The sequence below is a fragment of the Geoalkalibacter ferrihydriticus DSM 17813 genome (assembly GCF_000820505.1).
Taxonomy (GTDB): Bacteria; Desulfobacterota; Desulfuromonadia; order Desulfuromonadales; family Geoalkalibacteraceae; genus Geoalkalibacter; species Geoalkalibacter ferrihydriticus.
Genome location: NZ_JWJD01000014.1, coordinates 1 through 16,091, shown reverse-complemented (window position 1 = coordinate 16,091; position 16,091 = coordinate 1). Strand labels below are relative to the sequence as shown.

General features: G+C 55.6%; 13 protein-coding genes, 1 tRNA gene and 2 pseudogenes. All 16 read left to right on the top strand.

Annotated features, from left to right (window positions below; genetic code table 11):
* Positions 1-105, top strand: a 105-nt coding sequence (locus GFER_RS18445; RefSeq protein WP_152611432.1) for an EF-Tu C-terminal domain-related protein, incomplete at its 5' end; no start/stop codon positions are given.
* A 62-nt stretch (positions 106-167) separates the two neighbouring features.
* Positions 168-317 carry a 50S ribosomal protein L33 gene (rpmG, locus tag GFER_RS17175; RefSeq protein WP_040101295.1) on the top strand — a complete coding sequence of 50 codons (150 nt, stop codon included), beginning with the start codon at positions 168-170 and terminating at the stop codon, positions 315-317.
* A gap of 52 nt (positions 318-369) precedes the next feature.
* Positions 370-446 (top strand) — tRNA-Trp (locus GFER_RS17170).
* 35 nt (positions 447-481) lie between these two features.
* On the top strand, positions 482-667 hold the full coding sequence (gene secE, locus GFER_RS17165; protein ID WP_040101294.1) for a preprotein translocase subunit SecE: 186 nt from the start codon (positions 482-484) through the stop codon (positions 665-667).
* A gap of 16 nt (positions 668-683) precedes the next feature.
* The gene (gene nusG, locus GFER_RS17160) at positions 684-1,217 is read left to right on the top strand and encodes a transcription termination/antitermination protein NusG (RefSeq protein ID WP_040101293.1); all 534 of its coding nucleotides are present in this window, start codon (positions 684-686) and stop codon (positions 1,215-1,217) included.
* 45 nt (positions 1,218-1,262) lie between these two features.
* Entirely contained in the window at positions 1,263-1,685 is a 423-nt protein-coding gene (gene rplK / locus GFER_RS17155; RefSeq protein ID WP_040101292.1) for a 50S ribosomal protein L11, read from the top strand.
* Positions 1,686-1,713: 28 nt separating this feature from the next.
* Complete coding sequence (rplA, locus tag GFER_RS17150) at positions 1,714-2,415, top strand: 50S ribosomal protein L1 (RefSeq protein WP_040101291.1); 702 nt, start codon at positions 1,714-1,716, stop codon at positions 2,413-2,415.
* A gap of 207 nt (positions 2,416-2,622) precedes the next feature.
* Positions 2,623-3,141 (top strand): 50S ribosomal protein L10, encoded by a 519-nt coding sequence (rplJ, locus tag GFER_RS17145; protein WP_040101290.1) that lies wholly within the window; start codon positions 2,623-2,625, stop codon positions 3,139-3,141.
* 53 nt (positions 3,142-3,194) lie between these two features.
* Complete coding sequence (rplL, locus tag GFER_RS17140) at positions 3,195-3,575, top strand: 50S ribosomal protein L7/L12 (RefSeq protein ID WP_040101289.1); 381 nt, start codon at positions 3,195-3,197, stop codon at positions 3,573-3,575.
* Positions 3,576-3,665: 90 nt separating this feature from the next.
* Positions 3,666-7,775, top strand: coding sequence for a DNA-directed RNA polymerase subunit beta (gene rpoB, locus GFER_RS17135; protein ID WP_040101288.1), 4,110 nt, complete (start codon positions 3,666-3,668; stop codon positions 7,773-7,775).
* Between the two features lie 26 nt (positions 7,776-7,801).
* Complete coding sequence (gene rpoC, locus GFER_RS17130; protein ID WP_040101287.1) at positions 7,802-11,959, top strand: DNA-directed RNA polymerase subunit beta'; 4,158 nt, start codon at positions 7,802-7,804, stop codon at positions 11,957-11,959.
* A gap of 199 nt (positions 11,960-12,158) precedes the next feature.
* Positions 12,159-12,530: a 30S ribosomal protein S12 gene (rpsL, locus tag GFER_RS17125; protein ID WP_040101286.1), complete on the top strand. Its 372-nt coding sequence runs from the start codon at positions 12,159-12,161 to the stop codon at positions 12,528-12,530.
* A 24-nt stretch (positions 12,531-12,554) separates the two neighbouring features.
* Positions 12,555-13,025, top strand: coding sequence for a 30S ribosomal protein S7 (gene rpsG / locus GFER_RS17120; protein WP_040101285.1), 471 nt, complete (start codon positions 12,555-12,557; stop codon positions 13,023-13,025).
* Positions 13,026-13,069: 44 nt separating this feature from the next.
* The gene (gene fusA / locus GFER_RS17115; protein WP_040101284.1) at positions 13,070-15,148 is read left to right on the top strand and encodes an elongation factor G; all 2,079 of its coding nucleotides are present in this window, start codon (positions 13,070-13,072) and stop codon (positions 15,146-15,148) included.
* A gap of 20 nt (positions 15,149-15,168) precedes the next feature.
* Positions 15,169-15,889: pseudogene (locus tag GFER_RS17110) on the top strand (GTP-binding protein).
* A pseudogene (locus tag GFER_RS19455) lies at positions 15,846-16,091 on the top strand (EF-Tu/IF-2/RF-3 family GTPase); the annotation flags it as partial. The pseudogenes GFER_RS17110 and GFER_RS19455, both read left to right, overlap by 44 nt.

Below are 16,091 nucleotides of genomic sequence, written 5' to 3'. Positions count from 1 at the left end.
GTCAACCTGATCACTCCCATCGCCATGGACAAAGAACTGCGCTTTGCGATTCGTGAAGGTGGCCGCACTGTCGGCGCCGGAGTCGTCAGCGACATTATCGAATAAAGCTCAACTCATCGCAGACCCCTTTTTTCCGGCAAGTCGGGGAGGGGGTCGAGGAAAATGACATGCGGGATATCGTGACATTGGCTTGCACTGAATGCAAGCGGCGTAACTACACAACCACTAAGAATAAAAAAAACACGCCCGACAAGCTGGAGTTCAAAAAGTACTGCCGGTTTGATCGGAAGCATACGGTTCATCGCGAAACCAAGTAGTTGACTCATGTTTGTCGCAAAGAGCCACAGGTCGCTGTGGCTTTTTGTATGCAGGCCAGTAGCTCTAACGGCTAGAGCACCGGTCTCCAAAACCGGGTGTTGGGGGTTCGAATCCCTCCTGGCCTGCCAGTTTTGCGAGCCATCCTCTGTGAGGTTAGATCATAGTGCTGAATAAAACGACCGAATTTCTCAACCATGTCAAGGCTGAGCTTAAAAAGGTAACCTGGCCGACGCGCAAGGAGACCTACGCCTCGACCACCGTGGTCATTGTCCTGGTTCTGTTTATTACCGTCTTTCTGGGGACCGTCGACTGGATGCTGGCGAACGTCGTCAAGATGTTTCTCAGGTAGGGGGTCGGGGGTCGATATGGAAAAGAAGTGGTACGGAGTACATACCTATTCCGGGTATGAGAATAAGGTCAAGGCCAACCTGGAAGAGCGGATACGTCTGCTGGGCGCCGAAGAGATGTTCGGTGAGGTGTTGATTCCCTCGGAAACGGTGGTCGAGTTGCGCAAAGGCGAGCGTAAAACCTCGCAGCGTAAATTTTTCCCTGGCTATATACTTGTGCAGATGGAGCTGAATAGCGAAACCTGGCATGTCGTCAAGGATACGCCGAAAGTGACCGGTTTTGTCGGAGGCGCCAATAACCCGCCAGCTATTCCAGATGAAGAAGTCGCCAAGATCACCAGTCGTATGGAGGAAGGGGTCGAACGGCCCAAACCCAAGGTGGCATTTGAGGTTGGAGAAACTGTGCGCGTTGTCGATGGGCCCTTTCTCAACTTCACTGGTGTGGTTGAAGACGTTAAGCCCGACAGGGGCAAGTTGAAGGTTATGGTCAGTATTTTCGGCCGAACCACACCTGTCGAGCTCGAATTTATCCAAGTGGAAAAAACCAGCTGAATTTTCGCTGGTTAAGCAATCTCAGGGGTTTAAGGAGAAACATCCATGGCCAAGAAGATTACCGGTCAAATTAAGCTACAGATTCCCGCCGGAAAAGCGAATCCCTCGCCCCCCGTTGGTCCCGCACTCGGCCAGCATGGGGTCAATATCATGGAGTTCTGCAAGGCGTTCAATGCCAGAACCCAGGATCAGGATGGGATGGTCACCCCGGTGGTGATTACGGTCTATGCTGACCGTTCTTTCACATTCATCACCAAGACCCCGCCGGCGGCCGTCCTGCTCTTGAAGGCCGCCAAGGTGCCGAAAGGTTCAGGCGTGCCCAATAAGAACAAAGTTGGCAAGGTAACGCGGGACCAGGTCGTTGAGATTGCTAAAATCAAGATGCCCGATCTTAATTGTTTCGACCTCGATGCCGCCGTGCGTACCGTTGAAGGTACCGCGCGCAGCATGGGCCTCGAGGTCGCTTGAAAGTTCGCCTAAGCGGGAGTTGAACACAATGGCAAACGGAAAAAAGCACAAGGAAGCAAAAACGAAGATTGACCGCTCCCTGGGTTACGGGATTGAGGATGCTTTGCGTCTGGTCAAGGAAACGGCTTGGGCAAAATTCGACGAAACCGTCGATGTCGTGGTCAAGCTTGGCGTAGACCCCCGCAAGGCCGACCAGATGGTGCGTGGTGCCGTGGTGTTGCCCAACGGCCTCGGCAAGGACGTGCGGGTTCTGGTTTTCGCCAAGGGCGAAAAAGCTCAGGAAGCACGCGACGCCGGAGCCGACTTTGTTGGCGCCGACGATCTGGTGGCTAAGATTCAGGAGGGTTGGTTTGAGTTCGATACTGCTATCGCGACCCCTGACATGATGGGCACCGTGGGCAAGATCGGCCGCATTCTCGGTCCTCGCGGTCTTATGCCCAACCCTAAGGTTGGAACCGTAACGCTTGATGTTGGACGTGCGGTGCGTGAGTCCAAGTCCGGCAAGGTTGAGTATCGGGTTGAAAAGGCGGGAATCGTACATGCGCCCGTCGGCAAGGTTTCTTTTGAGGTCCAGCAACTTCAGGAAAACATCCTTAGTCTGGTGGATGCCTTGGTTAAGGCCAAGCCGGCTACCTCCAAGGGTACGTACCTGCGCAAAATCAGTATCTCCAGTACCATGGGTCCCGGTGTCGGTGTCGATGTGCCTGCGGTTCAGGCGCTTGTCAAATAGCATTGGTTGACGCTTTTCAGGTTTCTAATGGTTTCACTCGCTCAGGGTCAAAGACAGCAGGGACGCAGTACGCGCGTTTAATGTCGCTGGCGACCCCTGCCGAGGCTAGGAGAGGGTGTGGCGATTTGTTTCGTCTCTCCCCGGCCCTGCGGGAAAAAAACGGGTGTGCCAAGCATCCGTGAATTCTTAAAGAAAGGAGGAGAGACATTGGACAGAAGCAGTAAGGAAAAAATGGTGGCCGATCTGGCCGAACAACTCGTTTCCGTAAAAGCAGCGTTTCTTGCGGATTATCGAGGTCTCAATGTCGAGAAGCTCAACCAGTTGCGTGTCGAGTTGCGCAATGCCGGAGCGGAGTACCGGGTGGTTAAGAACACCTTGTTGCGCCTTGCCGCCAAGGGAACTACGGTTGAGTGCCTTGACGCTGAGCTTTCCGGCCCCACGGCCATGGCCTTGGCCAGCGGTGATCCGGTTGCGCCGGCCAAAGTGTTGAGCGAATTCGCCAAAAACAACGAGAAGTTTCAGTTGAAGGCCGGCGCCCTTGAGGGAAAACGCCTGAGCGTTGAAGACATCAAGGCTCTGGCGGACCTGCCCAGCCGCGAAGTTCTTCTTGCCAAAATGCTCGGCTCGATTAATGCCCCGGTTAGCAACTTTGTCGGTGTCCTGGCGGCCGTGCCCCGTTCACTGGTGCAGGTGCTTGGTGCAATTCAAGAGAAAAAAGCTGCCTGATCTCGGATCCGGCTATCTGACTAAAAAGACCTATTATGGAGGATATAAGTACCATGGCAGACATCACTAAAGATCAGGTTATCTCTTTCATCGAAAACATGAGCGTTCTGGAACTGGCTGAATTGGTCAAAGAGCTTGAAGACAAGTTCGGCGTGTCCGCAGCCGCGCCCGTTGCCGTGGCCGCCGCTCCCGGGGCCGGCGCTGCCGCCCCTGTCGAGGAAAAAGACGAATTTGACGTTGTCCTGACCACTGTCGGCGACAAAAAAATCAATGTCATCAAGGTTGTTCGCGCCATTACCGGCCTCGGTCTCAAGGAAGCCAAGGATCTGGTCGAAGGGGCTCCTCAGCCGGTCAAGCAGGGCCTGACCAAGGCCGAAGCCGAAGACCTCAAGAAGCAGCTCGAAGAAGCTGGTGCCGGCGTCGAACTCAAGTAGTTTGAACATTTCTCTGCATCAAGCAGGCCAAAGCCAAGGTCGCCGTGTGCGGCCTTGGCTGTTCTACTTTCTTCACTCAAAGGAGAAAACATGGCTTATTCCGTTGCGAATAACCAGCTTCTGAGGAAACATTTCACCGAGGTTACGCGGGTTATTGATATCCCCAACCTTATCGAGATACAGAAGAATTCCTACAAGCGTTTCCTCCAGGCGGAGCTGCCTCCTTCGGCGCGCCGAAATACAGGCCTTGAAGCCGTTTTTCGCTCCGTTTTTCCGATTCGTGATTTCAGTGAGACCTGTTCTCTCGAATATGTTTCCTATGGACTCGGTACGCCCAAGTACGATGTGGAAGAATGTCATCAGCGCGGCATGACCTTCGCCGCCCCGATGAAAGTCAAGGTTCGGCTGGTGTCCTGGGATGTCGATAAGGATTCCGGTGTCCAGTCGATTCGCGATATTAAAGAGCAAGAAGTCTATTTTGGGGAAATTCCCCTGATGACCGATAACGGAACCTTCATCATTAACGGGACAGAAAGAGTCATTGTCAGCCAGTTGCACCGCTCCCCGGGGGTGTTTTTTGACCATGATAAGGGGAAAACCCACGCTAGCGGCAAGATCCTCTATAACGCGCGCGTCATTCCCTATCGCGGATCCTGGCTCGATTTCGACTTTGATCATAAAGATATCATTTGGGTGCGTATCGACCGGCGGCGCAAACTGCCCGCTACGGTGCTGCTCAAGGCTCTCGGCTATACTGCCGAAGAGCTGCTCAATTATTATTACGATGTCGAAGAGATTGTCTGGGACGGCGAGGGCTATAAAAAGCGCGTCAACGTCAACCTGCTCCTTGGCCAGCGTGCCGATCGCGATGTTGTCGACGCCGCCGGCGAAATTATTGTTCGCGAGAGCCGCAAGTTTACAAAAGCCGCGGTGCGCAAAATCGCCGATGCCGGGATTGAATTCATTCCCCTGAGCGAGGAGAGCGTCCTTGGCAAGTTTGTGTCGACGGATATTGTCGACTCCGCCACCGGAGAGGTTATCGTCGAGTGCAACGATGAGCTTACGGCTCCGCGCCTCGAAGAACTGCGCAGTCGTGGCCTCAATGAGTTCAGTGTGCTCTTTATCGACAATCTTTACGTGGGCCCTTACCTGCGTGAAACACTCCTGGTCGACAAGATCGCTGGTAGCGAAGAGGCGATCATCGAAATCTTTCGGCGGCTGCGTCCGGGCGATCCTCCCACTCTCAAGAGTGCGACCAATTTGTTTGACAGTCTGTTCTTCAATCCGGAACGTTATGATCTTTCGACGGTAGGTCGCCTCAAGCTCAACTACAAGCTTGGACTCGATACCCCCCTCGAACATACGACGCTAACCAAGGAAGACATCCTTGAGGTGGTGCGTTATCTCATTGATATGCGCAACGGTAAAGGCGCAATCGATGATATCGACCATCTGGGTAATCGCCGGGTTCGTACTGTTGGCGAGTTGCTTGAAAATCAGTACCGCATTGGGTTGGTGCGCATGGAGCGGGCCATCAAGGAACGGATGAGTCTTCAAGATGTTGATAGTCTCATGCCTCATGACCTGGTCAATTCCAAGCCGGTCTCCGCGGTGGTGAAAGAATTTTTCGGCTCTTCACAGCTGTCCCAGTTCATGGACCAGACCAACCCTCTGTCGGAAATCACCCACAAGCGGCGTCTCTCTGCTCTTGGACCCGGTGGTTTGACGCGCGAACGCGCCGGCTTTGAGGTGCGTGACGTACACCCGACCCACTATGGTCGCGTATGTCCTATTGAAACTCCCGAGGGTCCCAACATCGGTCTGATCGCTTCGCTTTCAACCTATGCCAGGATTAACGAATACGGGTTTGTTGAAACGCCCTACCGTATTGTACATGACGGTCAGGTAAGTAGCGAAATCAAGTATTTCTCGGCCCTGGAAGAAGAAAACCACGCAATTGCACAGGCCAACGCACCCTTGACCGATGATGACCGTTTTCAGAACGAACTGGTTACGGCGCGCAAGAATGGCGAATTTATTATGGCCAATCGCGAAGACATCGAGTTGATGGATGTCTCGCCCAAACAGTTGGTGTCGGTCGCGGCTTCGTTGATTCCTTTTCTCGAAAATGACGATGCCAATCGTGCCCTGATGGGTTCCAATATGCAGCGCCAGGCCGTGCCGCTGTTGCGTTCCGATGCGCCACTCGTGGGTACCGGCATGGAGCGGATTGTTGCTCATGACTCGGGCGCCTCGGTTGTGGCTCGCCATAACGGCGTGGTCGAAACGGTCGACGCCGCACGCATCGTTGTAAAGATTGACGAGAACGAGGTTGATGAAACAGGTACGGGTGTTGATATATACAACCTGATCAAGTTCGCCCGTTCCAACCAGAATACATGCCTTAATCAGAAGCCCATCGTCCGTGTCGGCAATCGCGTCAAACGCGGCGACATCATTGCCGACGGCCCTTCAACGGAATGGGGTGAGCTTGCTCTGGGGCAGAATGTGTTGGTCGCTTTCATGCCTTGGGAAGGGTACAATTTCGAGGACTCGATTCTGATTTCCGAAAAGCTGGTTAAGGAAGACCGCTATACCTCCATTCACATCGAAGAATTCGAGTGCGTCGCTCGCGACACAAAGCTGGGGAAAGAGGAAATCACCAACGACATTCCGAATCTGGGTGAAGATGCCTTGGCCAATCTCGACGAGAGCGGCATCATTCGCATCGGGGCTGAGGTTGGCCCCGGCGATATCATGGTCGGAAAGATAACCCCCAAAGGGGAAACTCAGCTTTCGCCTGAAGAAAAATTGTTGCGCGCTATTTTCGGGGAAAAAGCCGGCGATGTGCGCGATACCTCGCTGCGGGTTCCGCCCGGGGTTGAGGGGGTCGTCATCGGCGCACGGGTGTTTTCGCGCAAAGGCGCCGACAAGGACAGTCGTACCGAAATCATCGAGAAGTCTGAGATCGACAAGCTGCTCAAGGATCAGGACGATGAAATCCGCATTATCCGCAATTCGGCCCGAGCCAAGTTGCGCAATATTCTTCTCGGCCAGACATCGGCCGTAACCATTACCGACGATAAGGGCAATGTTCTGCTTGGCAAAGGGGTGAAGATCAATGAGGACGCCCTGATGCGTATCCCCGTGGTACGCTGGGCTGAACTGTCCCTGACCGGCGCCGACGAGGCGGAGGAAAAGCTTGCCGAATTGCTGCGGCGCCTTCGCGAGCGCGAGGACCTTATTCGTGGCGTATTTGCCGATAAGATTGAAAAAATCAAGCGGGGGGACGATCTGCCGCCAGGCGTGATCAAGATGGTCAAGGTTTATATTGCCATCAAGCGCAAGCTGCAGGTCGGCGACAAGATGGCCGGACGTCACGGTAACAAGGGTGTGCTTTCGCGGGTCCTGCCCGAAGAGGACATGCCGTATATGGCTGACGGAACGCCGGTTGAGATCGTCCTCAATCCCCTTGGTGTGCCTTCCCGTATGAACGTCGGACAGATTCTTGAGACCCACCTGGGGCTTGCAGCCCGTGGACTTGGTCTGCAAATTCAGGCGGCGCTTGAGGAGAAGTTCGGAATAGCGCAGCTCAAGGACAAGATCAAGACTGCCTATGACGACAAGGAGACCAGCGTCTTTATCGATGAACTTACCGATGAAGACACTCTGGCTCTGGCGCGCCGGCTTTCGAGTGGGATTCCGATGGCATCCCCCGTCTTTGAAGGGGTTCCGGAGGCATTGGTTAAGGATGCCCTTTCGCGCGCCGATTGTCCCACCTCGGGGCAGGTGACTCTGCATGACGGCAAGACCGGCGAGGCGTTCAAGGAGCAGGTCACCGTTGGTATCATGTATATGCTCAAACTGCACCACCTGGTCGATGACAAAATCCATGCACGGAGTATCGGACCTTACAGCCTGGTTACTCAGCAGCCTTTGGGCGGCAAGGCCCAGTTCGGGGGTCAGCGCCTCGGAGAGATGGAAGTATGGGCGATGGAGGCCTATGGCGCGGCGCATGCCCTGCAAGAGTTCCTTACCGTCAAATCCGACGATGTTGCCGGTCGTACCCGTATTTACGAGTCGATCGTCAAAGGCAAGCACACCCTGGAGGCGGGACTGCCCGAATCCTTCAACGTGCTGATCAAGGAATTGCAGTCGCTGTGCCTCGACGTCGAACTTCTTGAGGAAGAAGAAGAATAAACCCCATCCTACAAGGAGGATGTGTCTTGGAAGATATCTTCAGCCTTTTTGAGACCCCTAAGGATCCGCTGAGTTTTAATGCCATTCGTCTCTCGGTGTCCTCACCGGACAAGATTCGTGAGCGCTCCTTTGGTGAAGTCAAAAAGCCCGAAACGATAAACTATCGCACCTTCAAGCCTGAACGCGACGGCCTGTTTTGCGCTAAGATTTTTGGGCCGACCAAGGATTACGAATGTAACTGCGGAAAATACAAGCGCATGAAGCATCGCGGCATCGTGTGTGAGAAGTGCGGGGTGGAAGTCATCCCGAGCAAGGTGCGCCGCGAACGCCTCGGGCATATCGATCTGGCTTGCCCGGTCGCGCATATCTGGTTTCTGAAATCTCTGCCTTCCCGTATCGGGACTCTTCTAGACATGACTCTAAAGGAGCTGGAGAAGGTTCTGTATTTCGAGGCCTACGTGGTGCTTGATGGCGGGGACACGGGACTGACCGCCGGCCAATTGCTGACCGAGGACAAGTATCGCGAGGCGATGGAGGAATTCGCCGGGCAATTCTCAGCCAGCATGGGGGCTGAGGGTATTCGTGAACTTCTGTCTGGACTCGAACTTGAATCGCTTTCTGTCGAGTTGCGCCAGGAGATGCGCGAGGCCGCAAGCGAGGCTAAGCGTAAAAAAATGGCCAAACGCCTCAAGGTTGTCGAGGCTTTTCGCGCCAGCGGCAATCGTCCCGAATGGATGATTCTCGAAACCCTTCCGGTCCTGCCGCCGGAGCTGCGGCCCTTGGTGCCCCTGGATGGTGGACGCTTCGCCACTTCGGACCTCAATGATCTTTACCGGCGCGTTATCAACCGCAACAACCGACTCAAGCGCCTCATCGAACTGCGTGCGCCCGAAGTGATCATCCGCAACGAAAAGCGCATGCTGCAGGAATCCGTCGATGCGCTGTTCGATAACGGACGGCGGGGACGCGCCATCACCGGTCCCAATAAGCGGCCGCTGAAATCGCTCTCCGACATGCTTAAGGGCAAGGGTGGGCGATTCCGCCAAAACCTTCTCGGCAAGCGTGTTGATTACTCGGGACGTTCGGTTATCGTCGTCGGCCCAGAACTCAAAATGCACCAGTGCGGTCTTCCTAAAAAGATGGCCCTGGAGCTGTTCAAGCCCTTCATCTACAACAAGTTGGAGGAAAGAGGCTACTGCACCACTATCAAAAGCGCCAAAAAACTGGTCGAGAAGGAAAAACCCGAGGTTTGGGACGTGCTTGACGAGGTGATCAAAGAGCACCCGGTCATGCTCAACCGCGCTCCGACTCTGCACCGTCTCGGCATTCAGGCATTTGAGCCGGTACTCATCGAGGGCAAGGCGATCCAGTTGCATCCTCTGGTGTGTACTGCTTTCAACGCCGACTTCGACGGCGATCAGATGGCCGTTCATTTGCCCTTGTCTATTGAGAGCCAGCTTGAAGCGCGGGTCTTGATGATGTCGACCAACAACATCCTGTCTCCGGCCAGCGGCAAGCCGATCATCGTTCCTTCACAGGATATGGTTCTCGGGCTCTATTACATGACCCGGGAGCGCGCCTTTGTTAAGGGCGAAGGGCAGAGTTTCAGCAACCCGGAAGAGGTGCGTATTGCCTACGATGCCGGCGAAGCCGATCTTCAAGCGAGAATCAAGGTGCGTGTGCCCTTGCGCATCGGCGAGAAGCCACAGATGGTTGACACCACTGTGGGCCGTATTCTTCTGTTCGATGTCGTGCCTGCCGGTATAGGGTTTGAGGCAATCAACCGCGTTTTTGGAAAAAAACAGGTCGGGGAGCTTATCGATATCTGTTTCCGATTGTGCGGCAATAAGGACACGGTTATCTTGGCCGACCGACTCAAGGAAACCGGGTATCGCTTTTCAACGCTGGCCGGCATTTCCATCTGCCTTGACGACATGGTCATCCCCGCGGCCAAGGAAGAGCGTATCGCCTCAGCGGTTGAAGCGGTCAAGGAGATTCAGCAGCAATATACCGAAGGTCTTATTACCGACGGTGAACGCTATAACAAGGTCATCGATATCTGGGCCAAGTGCACCGAGGATATTGCTCAGACCATGCTCAGCAACTTGTCCGTCGATGTGCTGACTTCTGAGGACGGTGAGTCGGTCAAGGTTCCCTCCTTCAACGCCATCCATATGATGGCTGACTCCGGAGCGCGCGGCAGCGCGCAGCAGATTCGGCAGCTGGCAGGGATGCGCGGTTTGATGGCCAAGCCCTCGGGTGAGATCATCGAGACGCCGATCACCGCAAACTTCCGTGAAGGTCTCACGGTTCTGCAGTATTTCATCTCGACCCACGGTGCCCGCAAGGGTCTGGCCGACACGGCGCTTAAGACAGCCAACTCCGGTTATCTGACGCGGCGCCTTGTCGATGTCGCCCAGGACGCCATTATTACCGAGGATGACTGCGGTACCATGGACGGCATTTCCATCGCATCACTCACCGAGGGGGGAGAGGTTATTGAGCCCTTGGGCGACCGTATCCTCGGGCGTGTGGCTTTGGAGGATGTGCTTGATCCCATGACGGGTGAGGTGCTGGTCGAGGCCAATCTTGAAATCGATGAAAGTTTGGTAGAGAAAATTGAGGCCGCCGGCCTTGAACGGCTCAAGATCCGCTCGGTGCTGACCTGTCAGAGTCGCCGCGGGATCTGCGCCCTGTGTTACGGGCGCGACCTGGCCCGTGGGCACATGGTCAATCTTGGCGAGGCCATCGGTGTTATTGCCGCTCAATCCATCGGCGAGCCGGGTACCCAGCTTACCATGCGGACCTTCCATGTCGGCGGCACCGCCTCCCGCCGCGCGGAGCAGACGACCCTCGAGGCTCGCTTCGAGGGAGCCATTAAATACATCAAGCTCAACACCGTCGTTGATGAGCAGGGCAACCATGTGGTCATGAACCGCAACGGCGAAATTGCCGTGGTTGACGAAACCGGGCGTGAACGTGAACGCTACGGCGTTGTTTACGGCGCCAAACTGCCGATTCCCGAGGGCGGTGCGGTCAAGCCCGGCGCGTTGCTCGCAGAGTGGGACCCCTATACTATTCCGGTTCTCACGGAAATCAGTGGTCGTGTCCGTTTTGGGGACATGGTCGAAGGGATCACTATCGAGGAGCAACTCGACGAGGTCACCGGGCTTTCACGCAAGGTGGTCATCGAGTCCAAGGATCCCGACAAGCGTCCGCGTATCACACTCAAGGACGAAGCCGGCAAGACCATCAAGTTGCCCAATGGCGCACCGGCCCGCTATATGCTTCCGGTGGGCTCCAATATCAGCGTGACCGACGATACGCTGGTCAAGGCAGGCGGCGTGTTGGCCAAAATTCCTCGTGAAACCACCAAGACTAAGGACATCACGGGTGGCTTGCCGCGTGTCGCTGAGTTGTTCGAGGCGCGCAAGCCCAAAGAATTTGCCGTCATTTCCGAAATTGACGGAGTCGTGGCTTTCGGCAAGGACTCCAAGGGCAAGCGCAAGGTTATTGTAACGCCTGAGTTCGGCGAGCCTAAGGAGTACCTGATCCCCAAAGGCAAGCACATCAGCGTTCATGAAGGTGACCACGTCAAGGCCGGCGAAATGCTGATGGACGGTTCAAGCAACCCCCACGACATTTTGCGGGTGCTGGGCGAAAAGGAGTTGGCCAAATACTTGGTCGACGAAGTTCAGGAAGTTTACCGCCTTCAGGGCGTAAAAATAAACGACAAGCACATTGAAACCATCGTGCGCCAGATGCTCAAACGCATTCGCATTAAAGAGGTTGGCGACACCAAATTTCTTCTCGACGACCAGGTCGATCGCTACGAGTTCGAGGAAGAAAACGACCGGATGCTGGCCGCAGGAAAACTTCCCGCGGTGGGTGAACCGCTCATGCTGGGTATCACCAAGGCGTCACTGTCCACCGAATCCTTTATCTCAGCGGCCTCTTTCCAGGAGACCACTAAGGTGTTGACCCAGGCGGCCATTGAAGGCAAAATCGATTTCCTGCGCGGCCTCAAGGAAAACGTTATCATGGGTCGGCTTATCCCGGCTGGGACTGGAGTGGCCAAATATCGAGCCGCCAAGCTGCTCATTGAGGAGCCCGTCGAAGTCGAGAAGCCCTTCGATCTCGATGAGGTTGACGAATCCAGCGAGGAGGAAATCCTCGGCGAATAAACCTTGCAGACCATAGCGCGACCCCCCTGAAAACGGTCCTCCGGCGAGGGCCGTTTTCGTCGCTGAATCTTTTTCACGGGTCCCGCGAAAAAGACCTTGACAAAGGGGGGGTCGATTGATAATGTTAGCGGGTTTTTTCCCTGGAAAAATCCGCTGAATCCCTTTAGGATTAACCGTTTAGAAACTTTGGGAGTTTTTGATGCCGACCATTAATCAGCTGATACGGAATGGGCGCCAGAAGAAGGAAAAGAAGTCCACCGCTCCGGCCCTTAAGAATAATCCGCAGAAACGTGGAGTCTGTACCCGTGTCTATACGACGACTCCGAAGAAGCCCAACTCGGCGTTGCGCAAGGTGGCGCGTGTGCGCCTGACCAACGGCATTGTTGTGACCTCTTATATTCCCGGGGTTGGGCACAACCTTCAGGAGCACTCCGTGGTTCTGATTCGCGGGGGTCGCGTGAAGGACCTTCCGGGTGTGCGCTATCACATCGTGCGCGGGTCTCTGGACCTGGCTGGTGTCAAGGGTCGTATGAAGAGTCGTTCCAAGTACGGCGCCAAGCGTCCCAAGTAACCATCAGTATTCCGAGGAATCGTCATGCCTAGAAGAAGAGAAGTTGCCAAGCGTCAGATTTTGCCTGACCCCAAGTTCGGTGATCAGTTGGTGGCCAAGTTTATCAATGCGGTCATGTTGAATGGGAAGAAAAGTACGGCGGAGCAGATCGTTTACGGTGCCTTGGGTCTGGCTGCTGAGCGCACGGGTGAGCAGCCTTTGGATATTTTTAAGAAGGCCGTGGAGAACGTTCGTCCGGTGTTGGAAGTTAAGTCGCGACGCGTTGGCGGCGCCACTTATCAGGTTCCGGTTGAGGTGCGGCATGATCGTCGCAACGCCCTGGCGCTGCGTTGGATCAGGATTTATGCCGCCGCTCGGGGTGAGAAGACCATGCGTGAACGCCTTGCCGGCGAGCTTGTCGACGCTATGAATGCGCGCGGTGCGTCCGTTAAGAAGCGTGAGGATACCCATCGCATGGCCGAGGCCAACAAGGCATTCGCTCACTACCGCTGGTAGGTCTTGCCGAAACAACACGTTAGCATTTGGAAGGATATAAGGCTGTGGCACGTCAGGTAACCCTGGAAAAAACTCGCAATATCGGCATTATGGCGCATATCGATGCCGGCAAGACGACGACGACCGAACGTATTCTGTTTTATACGGGTGTTTCTCACAAGTTGGGTGAGGTGCATGACGGTGCGGCCACCATGGATTGGATGGCCCAGGAGCAGGAGCGTGGAATTACCATCACATCGGCGGCGACAACCTGCTTCTGGCGGGAGAATCGCATCAATATCATCGATACGCCGGGTCACGTCGACTTTACCATCGAGGTTGAGCGTTCCTTGCGCGTTCTTGATGGGGCGATTGCGGTTTTCTGTTCCGTGGGTGGGGTCGAGCCGCAGTCCGAGACGGTCTGGAGGCAGGCTGACAAGTACAAGGTTCCGCGTATGGCCTTCGTTAACAAGATGGACCGCGTGGGTGCTGACTTCGGTCGCGGGCTGCAGATGATGCGGGACCGTCTTGGCGCGCACCCTGTGCCTTTGCAGCTGCCGATCGGCAAGGAAGATACTTTTCGCGGCGTGGTCGATCTCGTTGAAATGCGGGCGATCGTGTGGGACGATGAATCTCTCGGCGCGAAGTATGAGGTTGCCGACATTCCCGCTGATATGGTCGAGGAGGCGCAGGCCGCCCGGGAGAAGCTTCTGGAAGAGGTTTCCTCGGTTGATGACGCATTGATGGAGAAGTATCTCGGCGGCGAGGAGCTTTCCGTTGACGAGCTCAAGTCGGGTATACGTAAGGCGACTCTCGGCCTGGCTTTTGTGCCGGTTATTTGCGGTTCGTCTTTTAAGAACAAGGGTGTGCAGACCTTGCTCGATGCCGTGATCGATTACATGCCCTCGCCCTTGGATGTTCCCCCCATCAAGGGAATCGACCCGGATAATGGTTCCGAGGTCACGCGTCCTGCGGATGACAGCGGTCCCTTTGCGGCCTTGGCCTTCAAGATTATGACCGACCCTTTCGTCGGGCAGCTGACTTTCTTCCGGGTGTATTCCGGGGTGGCCGAGTCCGGTGCCGGCGTGATCAATACGACGAAAGAAAAAAAAGAGCGTTTCGGCCGTCTGCTTAAGATGCATGCCAACAAGCGAGAAGAGATCAAGTTGGTCTACTCTGGCGACATCGCCGCAGCTGTCGGCTTGAAGTATACAACCACCGGCGACACCCTCTGTGACGATAAGGCGCCTTGTTTGCTTGAAGCCATGGAATTTCCCGAGCCGGTCATCAGTATTGCCGTCGAGCCTAAGACCAAGACTGATCAGGAAAAGATGGGCGTCGCCCTGGGTAAATTGGGACAGGAAGACCCGTCTTTGCGCATCCATACCGATGAGGAGACCGGCCAGACCATTCTCTCCGGGATGGGCGAGTTGCATCTCGAGATTATTGTTGATCGGATGTTGCGCGAATTCAAGGTTGGGGCTAATATTGGCGCGCCCCAGGTTGCTTACCGGGAAACGATCACTCGCAATGTCGAGGTGGAGGGCAAGTTCGTCCGGCAGTCCGGCGGGCGTGGGCAGTATGGCCATTGCTGGTTGCGCATCGAGCCGCTTGAGCCGGGTTCGGGCTTTAAGTTTGTTGATCAGATCAAGGGTGGCGTCATCCCTCGCGAATATATCCCCGCCGTTGGCAAGGGGGCCGAAGAGGCCGCGCAGAATGGTGTTGTCGCCGGCTTTCCCCTGGTGGATGTGCAGGTTACCGTTTTCGATGGTTCTTATCATGATGTCGACTCCTCCGAGATGGCATTCAAGATTGCCGGCTCCATGGGCTTCAAGGAGGGCGCGGCCAAGGCGGCACCCGTACTGCTTGAGCCTGTTATGAGCGTCGAAGTTGTTGTGCCCGAGGAGTATATGGGTGATGTCATGGGCGACCTTAGTAGTCGTCGCGGGCGCATTATGGGTATGGACTCTCGCGGCAGTGCGCAGGTCATTAATGCCAATGTTCCCTTGGCTAATATGTTCGGTTATGCCACGGATTTGCGCAGCGCAACTCAGGGGCGTGCGACCTACACCATGACCTTCGACCATTATGAACCGGTGCCCAAGGCGATTGCCGATGAAGTGATCGCTAAGGTTAAGGGCTGATTTCAAGGAGGGTAGTCCCCATGGCAAAAGCAAAATTCGAAAGAAACAAACCGCATGTGAATATCGGCACCATCGGCCACGTCGACCATGGGAAGACCACCCTGACCGCGGCCATCACNCATCACCATCGCCACCGCCCACGTCGAATATCAGACCGAGAACCGTCACTATGCCCACGTTGACTGTCCCGGCCATGCCGACTACGTCAAGAACATGATCACCGGTGCGGCGCAGATGGACGGCGCGATCCTGGTGGTTTCGGCCGCCGACGGTCCCATGCCCCAGACCCGCGAGCACATTCTGCTCGCCCGTCAGGTCGGCGTGCCCGCCATGGTGGTGTTTCTCAACAAGGTCGATATGGTCGACGACGAGGAGCTGCTGGAGCTGGTTGAGCTCGAGATTCGCGAGCTTCTGAGCGTCTACGATTTCCCCGGCGACGACATTCCCATCGTCAAGGGTTCGGCGCTGGCGGCGCTGGAAGGTCGCGACGACGAGATCGGCAAGAGCGCCATTCTCGAACTGATGGCTGCCGTTGACAGTTATATTCCCGAGCCCGAGCGTGCCATTGATCGTCCCTTTTTGTGTCCCATCGAGGACGTCTTTTCCATCTCTGGTCGCGGCACCGTGGTGACCGGACGTGTTGAGCGCGGTATCGTCAAGGTCGGCGAGGAGGTCGAGATTGTCGGCATGAAGCCNCTTTTCCATCTCTGGTCGCGGCACCGTGGTGACCGGACGTGTTGAGCGCGGTATCGTCAAGGTCGGCGAGGAGGTCGAGATTGTCGGCATGAAGCCCACGGTCAAGACCGTGGTTACCGGTGTCGAGATGTTCCGCAAATTGCTCGACCAGGGTCAGGCCGGCGACAATGTGGGGATTCTGCTGCGCGGCGTCAAGCGCGAGGACGTCGAGCGTGGGCAGGTTTTGGCCAAGCCCGGTTCGATCAAG